Genomic DNA, 21,921 nt, shown 5'->3' on the forward strand with positions numbered 1-21,921 from the left:
GAGAGAGTCGGAATACGCAGTTGACAGGGGGCAGCCATGAGGGAAGAGTATGAACTGGAAGTATTGGAGCATTATGATATAGAAGTGAAAGGCACCCGAAGGATGAGGGGTGCGTTTTTTTGCGATACAGATAAAGGCACAATGCTGCTGAAGGAGACGAAGATATCAGGGCGGCGGGCCCTTCTGCTGTATACTGTGCTCAGCTGCCTGGAAGAGCGGGAAAATGTCAAAGTCGACACTCCGGTATTTACAAGGGACAAAGAGCTGCTGGTCACATCCCGGGAAGGCACAAAATATATGCTCAAGAAATGGTATCAGGGGAGGGAATGCGACATACGGCAGGAGGAAGAACTTTTCAGATCGGCACGGACCCTGGCTCTCCTTCACGGGGAAATGGAGCAGGCCGTTCCGCAAAAGGAAAGGGTCCCATCTGTATTTCCCGCGGGGAAGGACCCGGCGGAAGAGATCGGGCGCCATAACAGAGAATTAAAGAAAGTCCGCTCTTTTATCCGGGGGCGGGTAGTAAAAAATGAATTTGAATATCTGTTTCTCGACAGTTTTGATAAAATGTATCAGATGGCGGAAAAGGTAAGCGATCGGTTGGAAAGATCCGGGTGTGCCGGGCTGTACAGGGAGAGCATGGAGCAAAAAAGTATGATCCATGGGGACTACAATTATCACAATCTTCTGGTATTTCGAGAAGACGGGGATATGGCAGTGACGAATTTTGAGCACATGCGTGTAGATATTCAGGTCCGTGATCTTTGCTATTTTTTGAGAAAAGCAATGGAAAAACATCGGTGGAAACAGAAAACAGGACGCGGGATTCTTGAAGCGTATGAGTCCGTCCGTGTTCTCAGGCCGGAAGAACGGGAGTATATCGGGCTCAGCCTTGCTTATCCGGAGAAATTCTGGAAGACAGCCAGCAGCTATTATCATTCAAACAAAGCATGGCTGCCGGAAAAATGTGTAGAAAAACTGGAATTGTCTGTACGGCAGTCGGAAGAAAAATATGACTTCCTGGAAACGATATTTTCTTTAAATTTATAACGGGATGATGTATAATAAGGACAGCGCCGGCTTAAACCGACGCTGTCCTCGTCTGATCCGGGTGAATGTCCGAAAGCGGGGATGTCCATTGAAAAGAAAATATTTTCAGGAGGTATTGATCTATGGATTACAGAGAGAGGTATAAAGAGTGGGTGTCCGGATCTTACTTTGATAAGGATACCAGAGCAGAGCTGGAAAGTATCAGTGATAATGAGAAAGAGATCAAGGAACGTTTTTATAAAGACCTGGAGTTTGGCACAGCGGGACTGAGAGGGATCATCGGCGCGGGGACCAACCGTATGAATATCTACACGGTCCGCAAGGCGACCCAGGGACTGGCTAATTACATCTTGAAAAATGATAAAGCGGCGCAAGGTGTGGCGATTGCGTATGACTCCCGTCATATGTCCCCGGAATTCGCGCGGGAAGCAGCATGCTGCCTGGCAGCCAACGGGATCAGAGCCTATGTGTTCGAGTCTCTGCGTCCCACGCCTGAATTGTCCTACGCGGTGAGAAAGCTGGGATGTATCGCCGGGATCAATATCACGGCCAGCCACAATCCGCCGGAATATAACGGATACAAAGTATACTGGGAGGACGGCGCCCAGATCACTCCGCCCCACGATAAGGGGATCATGGATGAAGTCAATGCCCTGGAGGATTATACTACGTTGAAGAGCATGTCTGTGGAAGACGCGAAGATCGCCGGACTTTATGAAGTGATCGGAGCAGAAGTGGACGATGCCTATATCGCGGAACTGAAGAAACAGGTTCTTCACCAGGATGCCATTGACGCGGTTGGAAAAGAGCTTAAAATTGTATATACACCGCTGCATGGGACAGGCAATATTCCGGCCCGCCGGATTTTGAAGGAGCTGGGATTTGAGAATGTATATGTGGTGAAGGAGCAGGAGCTTCCGGACGGGGACTTCCCTACTGTATCCTATCCGAATCCGGAGGCGGAAGAGGCTTTTGACCTGGGCCTTAAGATGGCGAAAGAGCTGGACGCGGATATTGTTCTGGCCACAGATCCGGACGCGGACAGGCTTGGCGTACGTGTGAAGGATAAGGACGGCGTATATCATACACTGACCGGCAATATGTCAGGATGCCTTCTGGCAGATTATGAGATCGGTCAGAGAAAAGCGCTTAAAGGACTGCCGGAAGACGGATATCTGATCAAGACCATTGTGACCTCCAATATGGCTGATGCCATCGCGGACTATTATCACGTGGGACTGATCGAGTGCCTGACCGGATTTAAGTATATCGGACAGCAGATCCTTGGTTTTGAGACCACAGGCAAAGGTCAGTATCTGTTTGGGTTTGAGGAGAGCTACGGCTGCCTGATCGGGACATATGCGAGAGACAAGGACGCGATCGTGGCCACAATGGCGCTGTGTGAGGCGGCGGCGTACTACAGGACCAAAGGAATGACTCTCTGGGATGCCATGATCGATATGTATGAGCGTTACGGCTATTACAAGGATGATATCCAGTCCATAACGCTGAAAGGGATTGAAGGACTGGCAAAGATCCAGGAGATCCTGGATACACTTCGGAAGAATCCGCCTTCTGAGATCGCGGGATATAAGGTACTCAAAGTGCGGGATTACCAGGCCGGCACGATCCGTGATATGGAATCAGGAGAGACCGTTCCCACAGGGCTTCCGGTATCCAATGTGCTCTATTATGATCTCCCGGACGGAGCATGGCTGTGCGTAAGGCCATCCGGAACAGAGCCTAAGGTTAAGTTCTATTATGGAGTAAAGGGGACCTCTCTTCCGGATGCGGATGAGAAGTCAGAGAGTCTTGGAAAAGAAGTCCTGGAAATGATAAACAAGATGATGTAAAAACAGCAAAAAATCTTGACAAAGCCCGAGGAAACCGTTATAACAGTACTTAAAGGCGGAAATGTGCGGACGGTCAGGCATTTTCCCCTTTATGAGAATAATTGTATGCAGGTACAATAAAGAGGAGGATTTACCTATGAACAAAACAGAATTGATCGCGGCGATTGCGGAAAAAGCAGAGATTTCCAAAAAGGATTCTGAAAAAGCTTTAAAGGCTTTTATTGACGTAGTGACAGATCAGCTTAAGAAAGATGACAAGGTTCAGCTTGTTGGATTCGGAACATTTGAAGTCAGCAAGAGAGCTGCAAGAGAAGGAAGAAACCCGCAGACAGGCAAGACAATGAAGATCGCGGCTTGCAAGGCTCCGAAGTTTAAAGCAGGAAAAGCTTTAAAGGATGCCATCAACTAATCTTATTGCAAAAGAGATCAGATAAAAGAGCGGACAGGCACTTACGATGCAGAGACATTGTAAGTGCCTTTTCTTGAGAAAGGAAAGAACAGATGCGTCTGGATAAATTTTTAAAGGTGTCAAGACTGATCAAGAGGCGGACTGTGGCAAATGAAGCCTGCGATGCCGGCCGCGTGACGGTCAACGGCCGGCCGGCCAAAGCGTCGGTGCAGGTAAAGCCTTCGGATGTGATTGAGATTCAGTTCGGAACAAGGAATGTAAAAGTGGAAGTGCTGAAACTGCAGGATACGACGAAAAAGGAAGATGCCGCGGAGCTGTTCCGGTATTTATAGTCATAAAAGGAAACAACCTCTCATATATTTAAAAGCAGAGTGGGAGGGAGTACTATGGAAGAACAGCGGATCGCAAAAACGCATAAACTCGTAGTGAACAACAGGAAAACAAGCATGGTAACAGGTGTGCTGGACGTCCTTTCCTTTGACTTAAATGAGATCCTCCTGGAGACAGAGCAGGGGATGCTCATGGTAAAGGGGACGGATCTGCACGTCAACCGCCTGAGCGTGGAGAAGGGAGAGGTAGACTTGTCCGGGAATATCGACAGCATCGCCTATTCCAGTGTTTCTCAGGCAGGAAAACAGGGAGAAAATTTCCTGTCAAAACTTTTTAAATAGAGGCGGCTATGATACTTGGGATCGGTGTGGAAGCCGGGGTCTTTCTGTATGCGGGACTTACCGGGATGACGGTTTGGTTTTTCTATGGGATACTTATCTGCCTGAGAAAGATCATTCCCCATACTTCTCTTTTTGTGGGCGTGGAAGATTTTCTGTTCTGGATCGGGACCAGCATTTATATTTTTCGGAAAATGTATGACACCACATATGGCAGTATCCGCTGGTTTTTTGTGCTGGGAGTCGTGTGCGGAGGCGCCATGGGATGGCTTTTGTGGCGCACCGCAAAAGGAATTTGCGGCAGGATGAAGAAAAGGCTTGAAAAGTACAGAAAAAACAGATAAAATATGAGAAATAGGGAGTGTTAATACAGTTTCATAAGCGGGTGAGTATTTGATGAATAAGGAAAGGCGGCCGGAGGCTTCCCGGCAGCAGAGAAGGAAGAAGGCTTCCAGGCTCCGGCGTTATAAAAGGAGCATCCTGATGATCTGTATGGTCCTTGTATTTCTTTCAGGAGTTCTTGCGGTGAGTTCTCTAAAGCTTCAGGCAAAGAACGCGCAGTACAAGGCTCAGGAGGAAGAACTGCAGGCTCAGATCAAGGAAGAGGAGAAGCGTTCAGAAGAAGTAAAAGAATATGAGGAATATGTAAAGACGGATGATTACATCAAGGAGACCGCGGAACAGAAGCTTGGACTTGTGGATCCGAATGAGATCATCTTTAAGCCGTCCAGATAACGGGCGCTGGGATAAAAGAATAAGAATAGCAAAGATATTTACCAATGAAGACTCCGGGAGAAAGACTCCCGGAGTTTTTGCTGCTGACAGGGCGGCTATCATGGCGAAGGGAGACATAAATATGGACGGGGGACAGGCATTGCACGGGAGTCCTTATGTAGAACAGATAGAAAAATTCGCTCATTCATTAAAGCAGCTTTCCCAGACATTTCTGGGGCTTGAGGAAAAAAGACAGTCTTTTTCTACAGAAGAGATTGAGGAGATGTTTGCCAGAGTCAGAGAAAGAGTGTGTGGGAAATGTGAGAAATGCGGATGGTGCTGGGGCGAAAACTTCGTCCACACCTATCAGATGGGATATGAAGTACTCTCCGCCGTAGATCAGTATGGAAACGAGCTCAACACGGAAACCAAGAGAAAATTGATGCAGAGATGCATAATGGCACCCAGGTTCCTGCGGGAGATGCTCGCAGGTTTTCATGATGCCAGGCAGAATATTATATGGGTAAACCGTATGGCCAGGAGCAGAGAGAGCTGTGCCATTCAGATGGACACATTCGCGGACATGATACAGACCACAGCAAAAGAACTGGAGAACAGTATATTTACAGATGACCGGCTGGAGAAAAAAATCATGGCGGCGCTGAAAAAGAAAGGGATCCGCGTGTTGTATACCCATTTTTTCATGAACGGAGAAGGCAAATACGAGATTCATGTGACAGCCCGGAGCATGAGAAAACAGAAAGTACCCGTCCGGGAGGTGGTAAAAGCAGTCTCGGAATGTGCGGGCCGGAAGTTTATCCTGCCCGGCGGAAGTATCCAGATGATCGGGCCCAGTTATATGACGGTCATATGCCAGGAAGGTCCGTCCTACTACACGATGCAGGGAACCGCCCGGATCGGGAAGGGCTGTTCTCATATATCGGGAGATAATTTTTCACTCATGGAAATACCGGGCGGAAGACAGGCAGTGGCCCTTTCAGACGGAATGGGTTCCGGAGAGGAGGCATGCCGGGAGAGTACTCTCGTGATCGAACTTCTGGAAGAACTTCTAAGTGCGGGGTTCCCGGAGAAGACGGCGATCCAGATGATCAATACGACTCTTGTCATGGGCCGTGAGGAAATCCACTATTCTACGGTAGATATGACAGTATTCGATCTGTATACAGGAGAGTGCGAGATCATTAAGGCGGGGGCGTCCTCCACGTTTATAAAGAAAAAGGACAGCGTGGAACATTTAAGCTCCACCAGTCTTCCCATCGGAGTGACCAGCCATATGGAGCTGGATTCAGTGAAACGTGCTCTGGAGGACGGTGATTTTGTCATTATGGTCACAGATGGTGTTCTGGACGCGCTTCCGGTCGGAGAGCAGGATATCCTGCTGGAGACGATCATACAGGGAAGCACCATATCGAATCCCCGGGAAATGGCACATCACGTACTTGAGCAGGTACTGGCCTGGACAGGGAAAGAGCCCGCAGATGATATGACTGTGCTGGCCATCGGCATATGGGAGGAATGATCTGGCTTACGCTCTTTACTTTTATGAGTGGATTGGTTATAGTTTACATATGATGAAAGAGGTGGAAACAGAGAAGAAGATAGAGGCATTCATAAAAAGACACGGCATGATCGAAAAGGGTGATGTAGTGGTCACAGGCGTATCGGGCGGAGCAGATTCGGTATGCCTGCTTTTTGTGCTCTTCGCGCTGCAAAAGAAGATGGGGTTTCAGATTCTGGTATGCCATGTCAATCACGGGCTGCGGGGCGCCGCCGCAGACAGGGATGAGGAGTATGTGAAAAAACTGTGCCGGCACCTCAACGTTCCGTGCCGTATATTTCATAAAAATGTGGAATTAATTGCCGGAAAATGGAAACAATCTCTTGAGGAAGCTGGGCGCGCCGTGCGCAGGGAGGCTTTCGAGACTGTATGTCAGGAGAACGGCGGGACGAAGATCGCGACGGCCCATCACAGGGATGACAACGCGGAGACCGTTCTCCTGAATCTTGCCAGAGGTACGGGACTGAAAGGTCTGTGCGGAATCCATCCGGTCCGGGGGAAATGGATCCGACCGCTTCTGGCACTCTCCCGACAGCAGATTGAGGAGTACCTGGACAGAAAAAAGATCAGCTGGCAGGAGGATGCCACAAACGGAGAAGATGATTATACGAGAAACCGGATCCGGCACAACGTGATCCCGGTGCTGGAGGAACAGATCAATTCCTGTTCAGTTCAGCACATAGATGAGCTGTCACGGCAGGCGCAGGAGATCTGGGAATATCTTGAGTATGGGACAGAACAGGCATGGGAGCGCTGCGTGACTGTAAAGTCAGATCCGGAAGAAATCACGGGTGCCAAAGCGACCCCGGCACTTGAGATAGCCGCTCTTTCTTTCCGGCAGGAGATGCCGGCTGTTCGGAAGCAGCTGTTGAGAAAATGCCTTGCCTTTGTGAAAGGCGGGGAAAAGGATATCGCGGCTGTGAACATCGCGGATTTGATGCTGCTCTTTGACCGGCAGACCGGCAGAAGACTGGACCTGCCGGGAGAGATCAGAGCAGAGCGGACCGGAAACGGTGTCCGGCTGGGAAAAAGGATACTGGAAACAGTCTCCCGGACACCGGAAGAGACCTTGCTGAACATTCCGGGGGTGACGCAGATCCCTGGGACAGATCTAAGGATTATCTGCAGTTTTGTGGAAGGAGCAGATATTTCTCGGGCAAAAGAGATGCCACAAAAAAGCTACACGAAATGGCTTGATTATGATATAATAAAATACACTGTTTCCGTCAGGACAAGGCAGAGCGGTGACTATTTTGTCATGGATACGGAAGGGAACCGGCAGAAGCTGAAGTCCTATTTTGTCAATGAAAAGATACCCCGCAGTGAGCGGGATAAGATGCTTTTAATTGCTGACGGGCATCATATCATCTGGATCCCGGGCAGGAGGATGAGCCGGGCATATCAGATCGGAAGCGGGACAAAGAGAGTTCTTGAGATAAAGATATTGGATGAAAGAAAAACGGAGGATAAGGAAAATGTCAGAGACAATCAGGGTGCTGATCCCGGAGGAGAAAGTTGATAAAAGGATCAGGGAACTGGGGCGTATCATCAGTGAAGATTACGCCGGGAAACAGATCCATCTAATCTGCGTATTAAAAGGAGGAGTCTTCTTTATGTGCGAACTGGCGAAGCGGATCAGCTGCCCGGTGACTATGGATTTTATGTGTGTCGGCAGCTACGGCGACGGGACCGCTTCCAGCGGAGTTGTCCGCATCGCCAAGGATCTGGATGAGTCTATCGAGAATAAGGAAGTATTGATCGTTGAAGATATCATTGATTCAGGGAATACTTTGTACTATCTTATTGATGTGCTGAAGAAGAGAAATCCCGCCAGCATCCGGCTGTGTACGCTGCTGGATAAACCGGAGCGCAGAGTGAAAGACGTGAAGGTGGATTACTGTGGTTTTGAGATTCCGGATGAATTTGTTGTGGGATACGGACTTGACTATGCGCAGAAATATAGAAATCTTCCCTATATCGGAGTAGTGGAAGGGCTGGAATAAGACTGAGACAGGAGGAACAGAAAATTTGGACAACAACAGAAAATACAGAGGCCTGAATGGTTCCGCGATTCTGATGTTCATCGTGATCGTGGTAGCCGCGCTTTGGATGGCCAGCCGGCTGCAGGTACACCGGCAGGAAATGAGTTATACAGATTTTGTCTCTGAGGTAGAGAGTGGAAATGTAACGGAGGTCTATATTGACCTGAACAGTGCCGTGCCCACGGGTACGGTCTCCTTTATGCTGAAGGATGAGCAGACCGCGAGATCGACCAATGTCTCTGACGTGGAAGAGGTAAAGGATCTGCTGGATGAGCATGATATCAACTATGGAATGTCCGCCATTCCTGAGGAATCCATGCTTACATCTATCCTGCTTCCGCTGCTGATCACGCTGGGCGGAATCTTCCTGATCTTTTATCTGATGAACCGCCAGGGCGGAGGGGCCAATGCCAAGGCAATGAATTTCGGGAAAAGCCGCGCCAGGATGACCGGACAAGATGAGATGAAGGTAACATTTGCTGATGTGGCAGGTCTGAAGGAAGAAAAGGAAGAGCTGGAAGAGATCGTAGATTTCCTGCGGGCCCCGAAGAAATACGTACAGGTTGGCGCAAGGATCCCCAAAGGAGTCCTTCTGGAGGGACCTCCGGGAACCGGTAAGACTCTCCTTGCCAAAGCTGTGGCAGGGGAGGCCGGAGTGCCGTTTTTCAGCATTTCCGGTTCAGATTTTGTGGAAATGTTTGTCGGTGTGGGCGCCTCCCGTGTCCGGGATCTGTTTCAGGACGCGAAGAAGAATGCTCCCTGCATCGTGTTCATTGACGAGATCGATGCTGTCGCAAGGCGCAGAGGAAGCGGTCTTGGAGGCGGGCACGACGAGAGAGAACAGACGCTGAACCAGCTGCTGGTAGAGATGGACGGATTTGGAGTCAATGAAGGAATCATCGTCATGGCGGCCACAAACCGGAAAGACATCCTTGATCCCGCTATTTTAAGGCCAGGCAGATTTGACCGCAATGTGGTAGTAGGGCGCCCGGATGTAGGCGGAAGAGAGGAGATCCTTCGGGTACACGCGAAGAATAAACCGCTGGGAGATGACGTAGACTTAAGGCAGATCGCGCAGACGACCTCCGGTTTTACCGGGGCAGATCTGGAGAATCTGCTTAATGAGGCTGCGATCCTGGCGGCAAAGGGCAATCGTATCTATATACAACAGCAGGATATCCGGCACGCTTTTGTGAAAGTAGGGATCGGCGCGGAGAAGAAGAGCCGTATTGTATCCGAGAAAGAGCGTCGGATCACGGCTTATCATGAGTCGGGGCATGCCATTCTTTTTCATGTGCTTCCGGATGTGGGACCAGTGTACAGTGTTTCCATCATCCCCACAGGCGGGGCAGGAGGCTATACGATGCCGCTGCCCGAAAAAGACGAGATGTTTAATACAAAGGGCCATATGCTTCAGGAAATTACAGTGGCTTTGGGAGGACGCGTGGCAGAAGAAGAGATTTTCGACGACATTACGACCGGCGCGTCCCAGGATATCAAGCAGGCTACAGCTATCGCCAAGTCCATGATCACGAAATTCGGCATGTCTGAGAAGCTGGGGCTGATCAACTATGACAATGACAGCGACGAGGTATTCATCGGCCGTGATTTCGGGCACACATCCCGGGGGTACGGTGAGAAAGTGGCGGGCACTATTGATGAAGAAGTCAAGAGGATCATTGATGAGTGCTATGTGAAAGCGCGGGCTATCATCCAGGAACATCATGATGTTCTGGATAAATGCGCAGCGCTGCTCCTTGAGAAGGAAAAGATAACGAGGGACGAGTTTGAAGCATTATTTGGGGACAGCGGGGTAGAGGAGGCCTGACAATATGAACAGAGACGCGCTGTTCTGTGACGGCACGCAGGATTACGTGATCCCTGCGGAGCCGAAAGCGAATGAGAGGATCCGGCTGAGGTTCCGCACGGCGCACAACGACGTGGAGGAAGTAATGATCCTCACCGAGAACTTCAGCCATGCCATGTGGAAGGTCTGTTCCGGCGATGACTTCGATATCTATGAGATCGAATGGCAGCTGGGGACAGAGCCCTTCCGTTATTCTTTTGAGATAAAAAAAGGTGAGCAGATCTGGTATTATAACCGCTATGGCGTTTCAGACCACAGGGAGGATTACTATGCGTTTGTGATCGTTCCCGGCTTCTCCACACCGGAGTGGGCGAAAGGCGCGGTCATGTACCAGATTTTTGTGGACCGTTTCTATAACGGGGATCCGTCTAATGACGTGGAAGACAGAGAATATATCTATATCGGGGAGCCCAGCTCAAAGATCCGTGACTGGGATCAGGTGCCGGCGGCCAGGGACATCCATAACTTTTACGGGGGCGATCTCCAGGGAGTTCTGGATAAACTGGACTATCTCCAGGATCTGGGCATCGAAGTTGTCTATTTTAATCCCCTGTTTGTATCCCCGTCCAACCACAAATATGACATCCAGGATTATGATTATATTGATCCCCATTATGGGAAGATCGTGGCAGACGGGGGTGATGTGCTGCCTCAGGGCGCGCAGGACAATACCGGCGCCACGAAATATCAGAAGAGGACGGGAGATATCCTCAACCTTGAGGCGAGCAACCAACTGTTTGCACGTCTTGTGGAAGAAATGCACAGGAGAGGCATGCGGGTGATCATAGACGGCGTGTTCAATCATTGCGGGTCTTTTAATAAATGGATGGACCGGGAACGGATCTACGAACAGCAGCCGGAATATCCGAAAGGTGCCTTTGTCAGTGCGGACAGTCCATACCGGGAATTCTTTCATTTTTTTGACAACCGCGATGAGGCGTGGCCTTACAACGGAAGTTACGACGGATGGTGGGGACATGATACCCTCCCCAAACTTTCCTATGAGGACTCCCCGGAACTGGAACAGTATATCATGGATATTGGGAAAAAATGGGTCTCCCCGCCGTACAACGCCGACGGCTGGCGGCTTGATGTGGCGGCTGATCTGGGTTGCAGCAACGAATATAACCATATGTTCTGGAAACGTTTCCGGAAAGAAGTCAAAGAGGCCAACCCGGAGGCGCTGATCCTGGCGGAGCATTATGGAGATCCTATCGAATGGCTCCAGGGCGACGAGTGGGACAGTGTGATGAACTATGACGCGTTTATGGAACCTCTTACTTGGTTCCTGACAGGTATGGAGAAACACAGTGATGAGCGGCGTACCGATTTGTGGGGAAATCCTGACAGTTTTGCGGGGGCAATGCGCCATTTTATGGCCAGTATGCTGACTCCATCCCTCCAGGTGGCAATGAATGAATTGTCGAATCATGATCATTCCAGATTCCTGACCCGTACCAATCACATTGTCGGAAGAGCAGAGCATGTGGGAGCAAAAGCTGCGGAAGAGGGCGTTAATCGCGCTGTCATGCGTGAGGCCGTGACAGTTCAGATGACCTGGGTGGGAGCGCCTACTATTTATTATGGAGACGAAGCGGGACTCTGCGGTTTTACAGATCCGGACAACAGACGGACTTACCCGTGGGGGAAGGAAGATCAGGAAATGATCGCATTCCACAGGGAGATGATCCGCATCCACAAAGAAGAAAAGCCGCTCCGCAAGGGCTCCATCAAGCTCCTGACAGCATCTCACAATATTCTCTCATATGCCAGATTCCAGGGAGATGAGCAGATCGTGGTCGTCCTTAATAACAGCAAAGAGCTGAAAGAAGTGACTGTGCCGGTCTGGCTTTCCGGTGTGGCGAAAGAAGGGCGGATGAAACGTCTGATCTATACATATGAAGAAGGTTATACAACAGTGTATGATGAATATATCGTGGAGAAAGGCGAGATCGTGATAAACATGGGGCGGCATTCCGCTGTTGTGCTGAAACCTTTGAAAACAGAGAAAAGATAAGGGCCGGAGAAAGGAATTTTGATATGACAAAAAAGATAGCAGTCGTCAATGATCTCTCCGGTTTTGGGAGGTGCTCTCTCACTGCGGCGATCTCCGTGATCGCCGCAATGGGAGTACAGCCGTGCCCGGTTCCCACAGCGGTCTTAAGCGCCCAGACGGGATATCCCAGCTATTTCTGTAAAGATCTTACGGATGAAATGGAGCTGTTCCGCAGAGAGTGGGAGAAGATGGATGTCCGGTTTGACGGGATTTATACGGGATTCATGTCGGGAGAACGCCAGATAGAGAAAGCCATGGATTTTCTCAGGGCATTCAAAAGAAAAGACACCTTCCTTCTGGTAGATCCGATCATGGGTGACGGAGGAAAGAGATTTTCTATCTTCACACCTCAGTTCCAGGCCAGGATGACAGAACTGGCAGAACAGGCAGATATTATCACACCCAACCTTACGGAACTCTGTCTTCTGGCAGATACAGACGGTCTGACGGCGGCAGAACTGACCGGGCAGGGCGGGATCCTTCCCGATCAGGAGAAAGCAGCGGCTTCGGCAGAACAGATGGCCCGCAGAGTGATGAGCCGGGGCCCGAAGGAAGTGGTAGTTACCGGCCTGCGTTTTTCTGATCGTCAGACCGGTAAAGAAAAAATGGCAAATCTTACCGTTACAGAAAAAGCGGCGATTCTGTCCTCACGGACATTTATCGGAGAAAGTTATTCCGGAACCGGAGATTTGATGGCGTCTGTGATCGCGGGCGGAAAGGCACGGGGAGACTCTGTTGAAGACACGGTAGAACTGGCTGGAGAGATGATCGCCAGGGCGATCAAAGATTCCGTGCGGGATAAAGTGCAAAGGAACGAAGGAGTCGAGTATGAAAAATACCTCTGGATGCTGACAAATCTGAGTTTGCCGGAGTGATGGATGTAATGCCGGGGAAGGAAGAGGATATCCATCTCGGGCACGCTTTCGCTCGGGGCTGCAACGCAGCGGCACATAAGGGCGCAAAAAACGCGCCCCAAATGCCGGCGTTGCTGCACGGCCCTCGACGGACATCTCTTCCTTCCCCGGCTTCTCATCCTCTCCCCTCAGCAATCTCGCGATTTAGAAGTAATTGTGAAAGCAAAACGTTATCGACACCCAGGCGGAGTAAGCAGCATCCTGCCGCTTACTCCGTCATAATAACCTTTGGTCTCGTAAATGTCTTTTTCTCCAATACGGCTCCCATCCCCTACTACTTTCAAATCGCGGGTTTGCTGCGGGGGATGAATCATGACGCCGGAGGGAATAAATAAAGTGCAGAAAAGGGAAAGAGCGGCAATCGGAAGAACCTTTCTGCGGCGGCAGATGGGTGGACCGGCGACTTTGGAGGAATCCGACGGAAAAACTTAAGGGACTTAGGATCCGCCGTTAAGCAATCCGATGAGATTGTCTGAGCGAACGCGAGTTGCTCATCGGATTGCTTTGTATTTAGGCGGGTTCTAAGTCCCTTTATGTTTTCCCGGATTCCGGAACGGAGACGGGGCACCCATTCTGTTGCCGCAGAATACGGTTCTCGATACCGGCGTTTTTCTGTTCTCTAAGCTTTATCCATTCTCCCCGGCGTCTCCTGAATCACTCCGGCAAACTCAGATTTTCTATTTTGTCAGGACTTCTATCCCGTCTTCTTTTACGAGTACCATATACTCAATCTGTGCGGAGAGGCCGTCATCGATCGTATACACGGTCCATCCATTATCTTCATCTACAAAGAATTCAGGGCTTCCTTCATTGATCATGGGTTCAATTGTGAACATCATTCCCGGTACGAGGAGCATTTCACTGCCTTTTGGCGTTACATAACTGACAAAGGGATCTTCGTGGAACGCCAGCCCGATACCGTGTCCGCCGATCTCTTCTACCACGGAGTAGCCGTTCGCCCGGGCATGGGTATTGATGGCATCGGCTATATCACCCAGATGCCCCCACGGTTTTGCCGCGGCGAGACCGAGTTCTACGCACTCCTCCGTTACGCGGATCAGACGCTCTGCGCGGGAAGAGATCTTTCCCATTTTGAACATACGGGAGGCGTCGGAAAAATATCCGTCTACAATGGTGGATACATCTACGTTGATGATGTCGCCTTCTTTGAGAACGATATCCTTATCGGGTATGCCGTGGCAGATCTCATTGTTGAGCGAAGTACACACGCTTTTCGGGAATCCCTGGTAATTCAGGGGCGCCGGGATGCCTCCGTGTTCTGTGGTAAAGTGGTATACGATCTCGTCGATCTCAGCGGTGCTCATACCGATATGGATCTTCTTGGCCACTTCATCCAGTACAGCGGTATTCAGGGCAGCGCTTTCCTTGATCTTTTCGATTTGAGCCGGAGTTTTGAGGAGCTTCCGGGTGGGGACGATCTCTCCCTTTTCCTGATGGAGAAGCATCTGTTCCTCGATAGGCATGTGACATTTTTTATATTTCTTCCCGCTGCCGCACCAGCAAAGATCATTTCGTTCCATGTAAAATACATCTCCTTTAGAATGATATCTTTTTATTTTCGCTTTTAAAAGCGGTGGATAAACAGCCCGCTCCGGAGTTTGGGCTCAAACCATGTAGATTTTGGAGGCATGAGCATTCCGGCGTCAGCGACGCGCAGCAATTCTTCCATAGACGTCGGATACATGGCAAATGCCATCCCGCCGGAAGAATCTGCAGCCTGCTCCAGGGCAGAAAGTCCGCGTATCCCGCCGATGAAACGGATGCGGGGATCAGTCTTGGGATCCCGTATGCCAAAAACCGGATCCAGGACATTGTCCTGAAGGATAGAAACATCCAGGCTTTTTACCGGATCATCGGAAAACAGGACAGGACGCGCTTTCATCCGATACCAGGTTTTCCGGCAGTACAGCCCGATCTCTCCTTTGGTTTTCGGATGATACGGGGCGGAGCCGATCTGTGTGATCTCAAATCCATCCTTTATCTTATCAAGAAATGTATCAAATGTATAGCTGTTTTTGTCAGTGACGACACGGTTGTAATCATAGATCTTTAATTCGTCCGCCGGGAACAGTACTGAAAGAAAATAATTGTACTCCTCAGTGCCTGAAAAGCCCGGATCTTCTGTCCTCCGCTTCAGAGCGGCCTTTACCGCGGAAGCTGCTCTGTGGTGCCCGTCCGCGATGTAGAGATGAGGGATATTCTTGAAAAGTTGAGAAATATTATCAATTGTTTCGGCAACATCGATACGCCACACCTGATGACGGATCTGGTCCTCACTTACAAAATCATAGAGGGGCGCGCTGTTTTTTGCCGCATCTGTGATATGCCGGACAGTTTCGTCAGGACGGTAAGAAAGGAAGATAGGGCCGGTCTGGGCGCTGCAGGCATCTACATGGCGGATCCGGTCCTCTTCTTTTGCGGCAAGAGTATTTTCATGTTTGAGGATGATCCCGTTCAGATAGTCATCAACAGAAGCGCAGCATACGAGACCGGTCTGTGTCCTTCCTTCCATAGTAAGCGCATATACATAGAAGCAGGGAGTCTCATCCTGGACGAAAGATCCTTCCTTTATCATCTGGTCCAGTGTCCTTCGGGCCGTCTGGTAGACTTCAGGGGCATACATGTCTGTTCCTTCGGGAAGCTGTGTCTCGGCTCTGTCAATTTTCAGAAATGACAGTGGATTTTTCTGTACTACGGATCTTGCTTCAACGCTGTCATATACGTCATAAGGGAGAGCGGCTATAGATGAAGCCAGGCCGCAGGCCGGGCGGATCGCTCGGAAAGGATGGATAGTACTCATGGAAACCTCCTTTTTATCATGGTTGCTGTATGGTAGTACTTAGGACATTCTAACACAGATAACTGTGATTTTCTACCGCGCGGTTCGACAAAAACCTGCATTTCTACTTGCCCGAAGCAAAAAAGTATAGTAGTATTAAAATTCAGAGGAGTGATGATCATTATGTGGTACTGGATTCTGATATTCGTGCTCGCTATTGGCTGTATTGCCATGTTGGGAGTATCGTTTGCCAGTATAAAAAGAGATAAAGAGGCCGCGGCAAGGTACCAGACCCGGAGGAACGAAAGCCACAGGTATGATGACGATGATGATGACGAGTATGAAAGATCGGGCAGAAGGCGCAGGGAAGCTTTGTCCGGGAGAAAGTCATCGGAGGAACGGCCTGACGGCAGTGACAGAAGGCGATGGAAGATTATTCTTGAAGACATTGACAGCTGGGACAAATACAGCTTTACTTTTTATGATACAGTGGGCATTGGCAGGGGAAAAGACGGGAGTATGTATGAAAAGTTCCTCTCACTTCCCAAGGATGGAAGAATTTCCAAGATGCATTGTGTGATTATCCACAGAGGGGATAAACTGTATCTGAAAGATGAGGGATCCAGAAACGGAACTTATCTGAACGGTCAGCGCATCGACAGACCGGAGATGTTGCAGAGGGACGATATAATCGGGGTCGGCGAGACCCGGCTGGAGGTACAGCGGGTACTGAGGGAGACTCTGTAACAGTAGATAAACAGTTAAATAAGGAATTTTGAAAGAGGGCCGTCTCCCCGCAGAATATTTCTGACCGGGGGACGGCCCTTTCGCACTCATCCGCAGAAACAGCATATATTATAGATATAATGTGTGTCTTGGAGTGGTGAGCATGAACGAAAAAATGCCTTACTATATGGCCTATCCGATGCCGTTTTCCTATGAGGATGAAAGGACGGAGCGGATGGATCTTGAATATCTGAGGAGTATGTATCCGGATCTTCCTAAACGGATCCTTCCATATGTAGAGGAAGAATGTGATCGGATGGAGTATGAGAACAGTATGATTTATGATCAGTATCCGGATAAACTTCAGCTGAAGCTGATGTGCGGCCGGGTGTGTGATAATGTAAGGAAACACGAGAGGATGCTGGCAGATGAGCTGGAAGAGGTAAACGCAAGTGAGCGAGATCGGAATACTTCCGTGGGGAAAAGAGGGATGGAAAGATCAGGGACATTGAGGGATCTTATCGAGGTGATGCTCTTCCAGGAGCTCTACAGGCGCAGATGTAACCATCGGAGGAGATGCAGGAGATTTTATTAAAGAGAATTTTACTAAATGAGAAATTCGTGGTATACTTACGTCCGGAAAGGAGCTGTTTTTAGCGTGGACCCTTTCCGGAATATATAAAACACAGAGAGAAAAATATGAAGAAAAATCTTATTTTTATCGGGATGCCGGCAGTGGGGAAGAGTACGGTTGGCATTGTAGTGGCAAAACGCCTGAGAATGGGGTTTATAGATACGGATCTGCTGATACAGGATCAGGAAAAAAAACTTCTCAGAGAGATCATAGAGGATGTCGGGCAGGACGGATTTCTCAAAATCGAGAATCAGGTAAATGCCTCTGTCGAGGCGGAAAATTCTGTCATCTCACCGGGCGGGAGCGTGGTTTACTGCAGAGAGGCAATGGAACATTATAAAAAAATCGGAACCATTGTATATTTAAAGGTATCTTATCAGACAATAAAAAGGCGGATACGTAATCCGAAAAAGAGAGGTGTTGTACTCAGAGAGGGGCAGACTCTGCGGGACCTTTATTATGAGCGTGTTCCGTATTTCGAAAAATATGCGGATATTACGGTCTGCGGGGATGGATGCCGTATAGAGGAAACGATAAAAAATGTAATTAAAGCGGTGAGAAAATATGTAAAAAGTGACAGAAAGGGGAAAAAACCTTGACAATATGCATGGGTTCCACCTAAAATGTTGCTTTGGCCGGGTCCGTTTCCACAGAGGTGGAACAGGACAAAAAAGAATTCAAAAAATACAGACATTGTGATATAATGGACACGGCATACTGGGAATAGAATACTGGAAGATATGTGATTAGGCAGCAGATAGTATAGAGTACAAATACGATAATAGAATTTAAGTCGAGGTGCGAAATGGAGCAATATATCATTAAAGGCGGGAATCCGCTCGTTGGAGAGGTAGAGATTGGAGGCGCCAAAAATGCAGCTCTTGCAATCCTGGCGGCAGCGATCATGACGGATGAGACTGTCCTGATTGAGAATATGCCCGATGTCAATGATGTCAATGTTATGCTGGAAGCCATTGCCGGGATCGGAGCCACAGTGCAGCGTGTGGACCGGCATACAGTGAAGATCAATGGAAGCGCGATCAGTGCTTTGAATATAGAATATGACTATATAAAAAAAATAAGAGCGTCTTATTATCTTTTGGGTGCCCTCCTGGGGAAATACAAACGTGCGGAAGTGGCACTGCCCGGGGGATGCAATATTGGCAGCAGGCCGATCGATCAGCACCTGAAAGGATTCCGCGCCCTGGGAGCGGATGTAGACATTGAGCACGGAAAGATTGTCGCGGAGGCTGAAAGGCTGAAAGGGACCCATCTGTATTTCGATGTGGTCACGGTAGGAGCCACCATTAATGTCATGATGGCGGCGGCTATGTCAGAAGGCCTTACCATTATGGAGAATGTGGCGAAAGAGCCCCATGTAGTGGACGTGGCCAACTTTCTGAACAGTATGGGAGCAAATATCAGAGGCGCGGGAACAGACGTGATCAAGATCAGAGGGGTGCGTTCTCTTCATAAGACGGAGTATTCCATTATTCCGGATCAGATCGAAGCAGGAACGTTTATGTTCGCGGCGGCAGTGACAAAGGGAGATGTCACAGTGTTGAATGTGATCCCGAAGCATCTTGACGCCACGATTTCCAAACTGGTAGATATCGGGTGCGAGGTGGAGGAATTTGACGACGCCGTCCGGGTTGTGGCAAAAGGGCGCCTTAAGAGCACCCAGGTTAAAACGCTGCCTTATCCGGGTTATCCGACGGATATGCAGCCACAGATCGGCGTGGCGCTCGCGCTTGCGAATGGTACCAGCACGATTACGGAAAGCATATTTGAAAATCGTTTTAAATATCTGGGTGAACTGGCCCGGATGGGAGCTCAGGTCAAGGTAGAAGGCAATTCCGCCACGATAGAAGGGGTTGAGAAATTTTCGGCCGCCAGAGTGAGCGCGCCGGACCTCAGGGCGGGAGCTGCCCTGTGTATCGCGGGGCTTGCCGCGGAAGGGATCACGATCGTAGATGATATTGTTTATATTCAGAGGGGATATGAACGGTTTGAGGAAAAACTCAGAAGTCTCGGCGGTATGATCGAGAAGGTGTCAAGTGAGAAAGATATTCAGAAATTCAGGCTTAAAGTTGGATAAAGAGCGGATTCAGGCCAGAACCGGAAAGCGGTTCCGGCCTTTTTTAGACCCTGTCGGGAGGAAAGATGTAAGACTCTTTTCCTGACAATGAGCGGACTACATTGCAGTAAAGATCCACAGATTATCAATCTGGTATTCCAGGGTATTGTAATCCCACAGTCTATTGCTTCGTACGCGGCTGTTGGGATCATTTACTCGGATCTTGCCGTTTTCTACCTGAGTCAGTACGATAAAATGGCCTGTGGTCGTAAAATCTCCCGGCCGCATACTGCATATGATCGGATGGCCATTTTCCAGAGCGGAGAAGATGTCATTTTCATTCAAGGATGCTTCTTCCCCATAAATGCCGAAGTGCGTTGCGCCTTCTGTCATCAGAGACCAGCTGGTTCCGGAATCACCGGCATAATATCCGGCTCCTGCCGCAAACTGAGCTACTTTATACGGAGTGATGGAAGGATCTCCGGTCAGCCCTGCCGCGACCATTGCGAGCGCGGTGGGACCACAGCCGTTCACGGCGATCATATTATCTCCGTATATTGCATATCCCCAGCGTTCATCCCACTGGAGAAGAAGGGGAATTTCTCCCTGGATGACATCTCCCACTGTTTCGGCAGGCGGGATATCTTTCTTTTCCGGATAATCCAGGATGAAATCCACTGTTTCACTGTTGTTCTCCAACAGCTCCAGAAGTTCCTTCGGATACTGGTTCTTATTTGTCATCACCTCCCGGACCTTTCCGTTTGTCAGAGCCGCCATGGCGAGACTCTCTTTACCGCTGATCTTATCTTTTGCCCACAGGACCGCCAGGATCATGGGAATGATCAGAGCGATACAGAGCATTCCTTTTACAATGGCCCGGCGTTTTTTTCGTCTTTTATAATATATTGTTTTTTTCACCATGAGGAGATTATAGCCAATATTTCCGATAAATATTTGGAAAGGATTCTTAATTTTTATTGGCAGAATTTTTAAGAAATATTAAGCGCCGGCATCTGACGGCGCTTAATTTGTGATATGATTTTATTCTTCTCTGTCATTGGTCAGACGGAGTTTGTCAAAGATATAGAACATCAATCCCATCAGCATGCCGACCACACAGGCCAGCACCATTCCCGAGAGCTGGATGCTTCCGAACTGTACGGTGATCCCGGACAGCCCGACGACGAAGATGACGGAAGTCATTGCCATGTTTCTGGACTTATTATAGTCTACCTGGGATTCTACCAGAATACGAATACCGGATGTCCCGATCATTCCATACAGCAAAAAGGAGATACCGCCAATGACCGGTCCGGGGATTGTATTGATGAGTGTCGTCATCTTTCCGATAAAGGAACAGATGATAGACAGGACCGCTGCGCCTCCGATGACATACACGCTGTAGACTTTCGTCATTGCCATGACGCCGATATTTTCTCCGTAGGTGGTTGTCGGAACGGAGCCGATCAGTCCGGAGAGCATGCTGGAGAAGTTATCAGCGAAGAGAGAGCGGTGAAGCCCCGGATCTTTCAGAAGATCTCTTCCCACGATCTTGCTGGTGACGATCTGATGTCCGATATGCTCCGATGTAATAACGAGAAGCACGGGGATGATGATCACGATCGCCTCCCATTTGAATTTCGGTATGGAAAAGTTCGGGATTGAAAAGAAAGATGCCGCGGCCACTTCTGAGAAATCCACGATTCCACATGCCAGGGCCGCTATGTATCCGGCAATAATGGCGATCAGGATCGGAATAACTGACAGAAATCCGCGGAATACGACGGAACCGATTACTGCCGTCAGAAGCGTGACAAGGAATACGATCACATTTTTTACATCGATCACTTCATCCAGCAGTCCTGCGTTGGATGCTGCTGTTCCTGCAAGCTCCAGACCGATCAGGGCAACTACAGGCCCCATCGCGGCGGGCGGAAGAACTACGTCGATCCAGTCGGACCCGAATTTGTATATGATAAGTGCCAGTATGCAGCCGAGGAAACCGACTACAACGAAGCCGCCCAGCGCATATTCATATCCCCATTCTGAAATTACGATTCCTGCCGGTGCCAGAAACGCGAAGCTGGATCCAAGATATGCGGGCGCGCGTCCTTTTGTGATCAGGATGAAGAGCAGAGTGCCGACCCCGTTCATGAACAGTACGACCGCCGGATTAATGCCGAATACAAACGGCACAAGCACCGAGGCGCCGAACATTGCGAACATATGCTGGATGCTCAAGGGTACCAGCAGTTTAAATGGTACTTTCTCTTCTACCTGGATGATTCTTTTGTTTTCCATGTAAATCTCCATTCCGCCGCCTTTCAGTTGGCGGCACAAATAGTAATGAAAGTTTCGACTTCCTCTGTCTTTTGCTTTATATTGAAAGCGAGAAGCTATACTACAAAGCACGGGAGGAGGAGTCGTAAAAACTCCCTCGTTTTAGACAGCATGTAAATCAGTGTAAGTTCCACCTTGCAAGCACAAATAAGTGGCTCTGTTAGACCGTACACTAAGAATTGTTTTAACTCT

General features: G+C 49.3%; 21 protein-coding genes. 17 read left to right on the forward strand and 4 right to left on the reverse strand.

Features of this window, described 5'->3' with window-relative positions; all coding sequences use genetic code 11:
* Nucleotides 1–36: 36 nt before the first annotated feature.
* The 13 genes from BQ7367_RS05190 to BQ7367_RS05250 all read left to right on the forward strand — a co-directional run bounded on the left by BQ7367_RS05190 (nucleotide 37) and on the right by BQ7367_RS05250 (nucleotide 13,113).
* A complete protein-coding gene (locus tag BQ7367_RS05190; RefSeq protein WP_072524495.1) occupies nucleotides 37–1,050 on the forward strand; it encodes a CotS family spore coat protein in 1,014 nt (337 codons plus the stop codon).
* A 122-nt stretch (nucleotides 1,051–1,172) separates the two neighbouring features.
* Nucleotides 1,173–2,903 carry a phospho-sugar mutase gene (locus tag BQ7367_RS05195; RefSeq protein ID WP_072524496.1) on the forward strand — a complete coding sequence of 577 codons (1,731 nt, stop codon included), beginning with the start codon at nucleotides 1,173–1,175 and terminating at the stop codon, nucleotides 2,901–2,903.
* 136 nt (nucleotides 2,904–3,039) lie between these two features.
* Nucleotides 3,040–3,312, forward strand: a complete 273-nt coding sequence (locus BQ7367_RS05200) for an HU family DNA-binding protein (RefSeq protein ID WP_072524497.1) — start codon at nucleotides 3,040–3,042, stop codon at nucleotides 3,310–3,312.
* 92 nt (nucleotides 3,313–3,404) lie between these two features.
* Nucleotides 3,405–3,644: an RNA-binding S4 domain-containing protein gene (locus BQ7367_RS05205; protein WP_072524498.1), complete on the forward strand. Its 240-nt coding sequence runs from the start codon at nucleotides 3,405–3,407 to the stop codon at nucleotides 3,642–3,644.
* 54 nt (nucleotides 3,645–3,698) lie between these two features.
* The gene (yabP, locus tag BQ7367_RS05210) at nucleotides 3,699–3,983 is read left to right on the forward strand and encodes a sporulation protein YabP (protein ID WP_072524499.1); all 285 of its coding nucleotides are present in this window, start codon (nucleotides 3,699–3,701) and stop codon (nucleotides 3,981–3,983) included.
* A gap of 8 nt (nucleotides 3,984–3,991) precedes the next feature.
* Nucleotides 3,992–4,324: a spore cortex biosynthesis protein YabQ gene (gene yabQ, locus BQ7367_RS05215; RefSeq protein WP_072524500.1), complete on the forward strand. Its 333-nt coding sequence runs from the start codon at nucleotides 3,992–3,994 to the stop codon at nucleotides 4,322–4,324.
* Nucleotides 4,325–4,376: 52 nt separating this feature from the next.
* Complete coding sequence (locus BQ7367_RS05220; protein ID WP_072524501.1) at nucleotides 4,377–4,715, forward strand: septum formation initiator family protein; 339 nt, start codon at nucleotides 4,377–4,379, stop codon at nucleotides 4,713–4,715.
* Complete coding sequence (locus BQ7367_RS05225) at nucleotides 4,687–6,234, forward strand: SpoIIE family protein phosphatase (protein ID WP_442855354.1); 1,548 nt, start codon at nucleotides 4,687–4,689, stop codon at nucleotides 6,232–6,234. Before BQ7367_RS05220 ends, BQ7367_RS05225 begins: the two co-directional genes overlap by 29 nt.
* Nucleotides 6,235–6,283: 49 nt before the next feature.
* On the forward strand, nucleotides 6,284–7,792 hold the full coding sequence (tilS, locus tag BQ7367_RS05230; RefSeq protein WP_072524502.1) for a tRNA lysidine(34) synthetase TilS: 1,509 nt from the start codon (nucleotides 6,284–6,286) through the stop codon (nucleotides 7,790–7,792).
* On the forward strand, nucleotides 7,749–8,276 hold the full coding sequence (gene hpt / locus BQ7367_RS05235; protein ID WP_072524503.1) for a hypoxanthine phosphoribosyltransferase: 528 nt from the start codon (nucleotides 7,749–7,751) through the stop codon (nucleotides 8,274–8,276). The genes tilS and hpt overlap by 44 nt, the downstream gene beginning before the upstream one ends.
* A 73-nt stretch (nucleotides 8,277–8,349) precedes the next feature.
* Nucleotides 8,350–10,143, forward strand: a complete 1,794-nt coding sequence (ftsH, locus tag BQ7367_RS05240; protein WP_072526084.1) for an ATP-dependent zinc metalloprotease FtsH — start codon at nucleotides 8,350–8,352, stop codon at nucleotides 10,141–10,143.
* A gap of 4 nt (nucleotides 10,144–10,147) precedes the next feature.
* Entirely contained in the window at nucleotides 10,148–12,199 is a 2,052-nt protein-coding gene (locus BQ7367_RS05245; protein WP_072524504.1) for a glycoside hydrolase family 13 protein, read from the forward strand.
* 23 nt (nucleotides 12,200–12,222) lie between these two features.
* Nucleotides 12,223–13,113 carry a pyridoxamine kinase gene (locus BQ7367_RS05250; protein WP_072524505.1) on the forward strand — a complete coding sequence of 297 codons (891 nt, stop codon included), beginning with the start codon at nucleotides 12,223–12,225 and terminating at the stop codon, nucleotides 13,111–13,113.
* 716 nt (nucleotides 13,114–13,829) lie between these two features.
* Here BQ7367_RS05250 and BQ7367_RS05255 read toward each other — a convergent pair.
* Nucleotides 13,830–14,693, reverse strand: a complete 864-nt coding sequence (locus tag BQ7367_RS05255) for a methionyl aminopeptidase (protein ID WP_072524506.1) — start codon at nucleotides 14,691–14,693, stop codon at nucleotides 13,830–13,832.
* Between the two features lie 44 nt (nucleotides 14,694–14,737).
* On the reverse strand, nucleotides 14,738–15,973 hold the full coding sequence (locus BQ7367_RS05260) for a DUF1015 domain-containing protein (protein ID WP_072524507.1): 1,236 nt from the start codon (nucleotides 15,971–15,973) through the stop codon (nucleotides 14,738–14,740).
* 162 nt (nucleotides 15,974–16,135) lie between these two features.
* Between BQ7367_RS05260 and BQ7367_RS05265 the strand changes: the two genes are divergently transcribed.
* The 4 genes from BQ7367_RS05265 to BQ7367_RS05280 all read left to right on the forward strand — a co-directional run bounded on the left by BQ7367_RS05265 (nucleotide 16,136) and on the right by BQ7367_RS05280 (nucleotide 19,410).
* Nucleotides 16,136–16,699 (forward strand): FHA domain-containing protein, encoded by a 564-nt coding sequence (locus BQ7367_RS05265; protein ID WP_072524508.1) that lies wholly within the window; start codon nucleotides 16,136–16,138, stop codon nucleotides 16,697–16,699.
* Between the two features lie 142 nt (nucleotides 16,700–16,841).
* Entirely contained in the window at nucleotides 16,842–17,273 is a 432-nt protein-coding gene (locus BQ7367_RS05270) for a hypothetical protein (protein ID WP_072524509.1), read from the forward strand.
* Nucleotides 17,274–17,377: 104 nt separating this feature from the next.
* On the forward strand, nucleotides 17,378–17,911 hold the full coding sequence (locus BQ7367_RS05275) for a shikimate kinase (RefSeq protein ID WP_072524510.1): 534 nt from the start codon (nucleotides 17,378–17,380) through the stop codon (nucleotides 17,909–17,911).
* 206 nt (nucleotides 17,912–18,117) lie between these two features.
* Complete coding sequence (locus BQ7367_RS05280) at nucleotides 18,118–19,410, forward strand: UDP-N-acetylglucosamine 1-carboxyvinyltransferase (RefSeq protein WP_072524511.1); 1,293 nt, start codon at nucleotides 18,118–18,120, stop codon at nucleotides 19,408–19,410.
* A gap of 96 nt (nucleotides 19,411–19,506) precedes the next feature.
* Here the strand turns inward: BQ7367_RS05280 and BQ7367_RS05285 are convergent, their stop codons facing one another.
* Both BQ7367_RS05285 and uraA read right to left on the reverse strand, forming a co-directional pair.
* The gene (locus BQ7367_RS05285) at nucleotides 19,507–20,310 is read right to left on the reverse strand and encodes a C39 family peptidase (RefSeq protein ID WP_083588881.1); all 804 of its coding nucleotides are present in this window, start codon (nucleotides 20,308–20,310) and stop codon (nucleotides 19,507–19,509) included.
* 120 nt (nucleotides 20,311–20,430) lie between these two features.
* Nucleotides 20,431–21,690, reverse strand: coding sequence for a uracil permease (gene uraA, locus BQ7367_RS05290; protein ID WP_072526086.1), 1,260 nt, complete (start codon nucleotides 21,688–21,690; stop codon nucleotides 20,431–20,433).
* Nucleotides 21,691–21,921 lie beyond the last annotated feature (231 nt).

The sequence above is a fragment of the Clostridium sp. Marseille-P3244 genome (genome assembly GCF_900120155.1).
Taxonomy (GTDB): Bacteria; Bacillota; Clostridia; order Lachnospirales; family Lachnospiraceae; genus Mediterraneibacter.

What these genes read in the sequence shown, in the direction of transcription:
- BQ7367_RS05190 (WP_072524495.1), top strand. Translation starts at nt 37, where the DNA reads ATGAGGGAAGAGTATGAACTGGAAGTATTGGAGCATTATGATATAGAA.
- BQ7367_RS05195 (WP_072524496.1), top strand. Translation starts at nt 1,173, where the DNA reads ATGGATTACAGAGAGAGGTATAAAGAGTGGGTGTCCGGATCTTACTTT.
- BQ7367_RS05200 (WP_072524497.1), top strand. Translation starts at nt 3,040, where the DNA reads ATGAACAAAACAGAATTGATCGCGGCGATTGCGGAAAAAGCAGAGATT.
- BQ7367_RS05205 (WP_072524498.1), top strand. Translation starts at nt 3,405, where the DNA reads ATGCGTCTGGATAAATTTTTAAAGGTGTCAAGACTGATCAAGAGGCGG.
- yabP (WP_072524499.1), top strand. Translation starts at nt 3,699, where the DNA reads ATGGAAGAACAGCGGATCGCAAAAACGCATAAACTCGTAGTGAACAAC.
- yabQ (WP_072524500.1), top strand. Translation starts at nt 3,992, where the DNA reads ATGATACTTGGGATCGGTGTGGAAGCCGGGGTCTTTCTGTATGCGGGA.
- BQ7367_RS05220 (WP_072524501.1), top strand. Translation starts at nt 4,377, where the DNA reads ATGAATAAGGAAAGGCGGCCGGAGGCTTCCCGGCAGCAGAGAAGGAAG.
- BQ7367_RS05225 (WP_442855354.1), top strand. Translation starts at nt 4,687, where the DNA reads ATGAGATCATCTTTAAGCCGTCCAGATAACGGGCGCTGGGATAAAAGA.
- tilS (WP_072524502.1), top strand. Translation starts at nt 6,284, where the DNA reads ATGATGAAAGAGGTGGAAACAGAGAAGAAGATAGAGGCATTCATAAAA.
- hpt (WP_072524503.1), top strand. Translation starts at nt 7,749, where the DNA reads ATGTCAGAGACAATCAGGGTGCTGATCCCGGAGGAGAAAGTTGATAAA.
- ftsH (WP_072526084.1), top strand. Translation starts at nt 8,350, where the DNA reads ATGTTCATCGTGATCGTGGTAGCCGCGCTTTGGATGGCCAGCCGGCTG.
- BQ7367_RS05245 (WP_072524504.1), top strand. Translation starts at nt 10,148, where the DNA reads ATGAACAGAGACGCGCTGTTCTGTGACGGCACGCAGGATTACGTGATC.
- BQ7367_RS05250 (WP_072524505.1), top strand. Translation starts at nt 12,223, where the DNA reads ATGACAAAAAAGATAGCAGTCGTCAATGATCTCTCCGGTTTTGGGAGG.
- BQ7367_RS05255 (WP_072524506.1), bottom strand. Translation starts at nt 14,693, where the DNA reads ATGGAACGAAATGATCTTTGCTGGTGCGGCAGCGGGAAGAAATATAAA.
- BQ7367_RS05260 (WP_072524507.1), bottom strand. Translation starts at nt 15,973, where the DNA reads ATGAGTACTATCCATCCTTTCCGAGCGATCCGCCCGGCCTGCGGCCTG.
- BQ7367_RS05265 (WP_072524508.1), top strand. Translation starts at nt 16,136, where the DNA reads ATGTGGTACTGGATTCTGATATTCGTGCTCGCTATTGGCTGTATTGCC.
- BQ7367_RS05270 (WP_072524509.1), top strand. Translation starts at nt 16,842, where the DNA reads ATGAACGAAAAAATGCCTTACTATATGGCCTATCCGATGCCGTTTTCC.
- BQ7367_RS05275 (WP_072524510.1), top strand. Translation starts at nt 17,378, where the DNA reads ATGAAGAAAAATCTTATTTTTATCGGGATGCCGGCAGTGGGGAAGAGT.
- BQ7367_RS05280 (WP_072524511.1), top strand. Translation starts at nt 18,118, where the DNA reads ATGGAGCAATATATCATTAAAGGCGGGAATCCGCTCGTTGGAGAGGTA.
- BQ7367_RS05285 (WP_083588881.1), bottom strand. Translation starts at nt 20,310, where the DNA reads ATGGTGAAAAAAACAATATATTATAAAAGACGAAAAAAACGCCGGGCC.
- uraA (WP_072526086.1), bottom strand. Translation starts at nt 21,690, where the DNA reads ATGGAAAACAAAAGAATCATCCAGGTAGAAGAGAAAGTACCATTTAAA.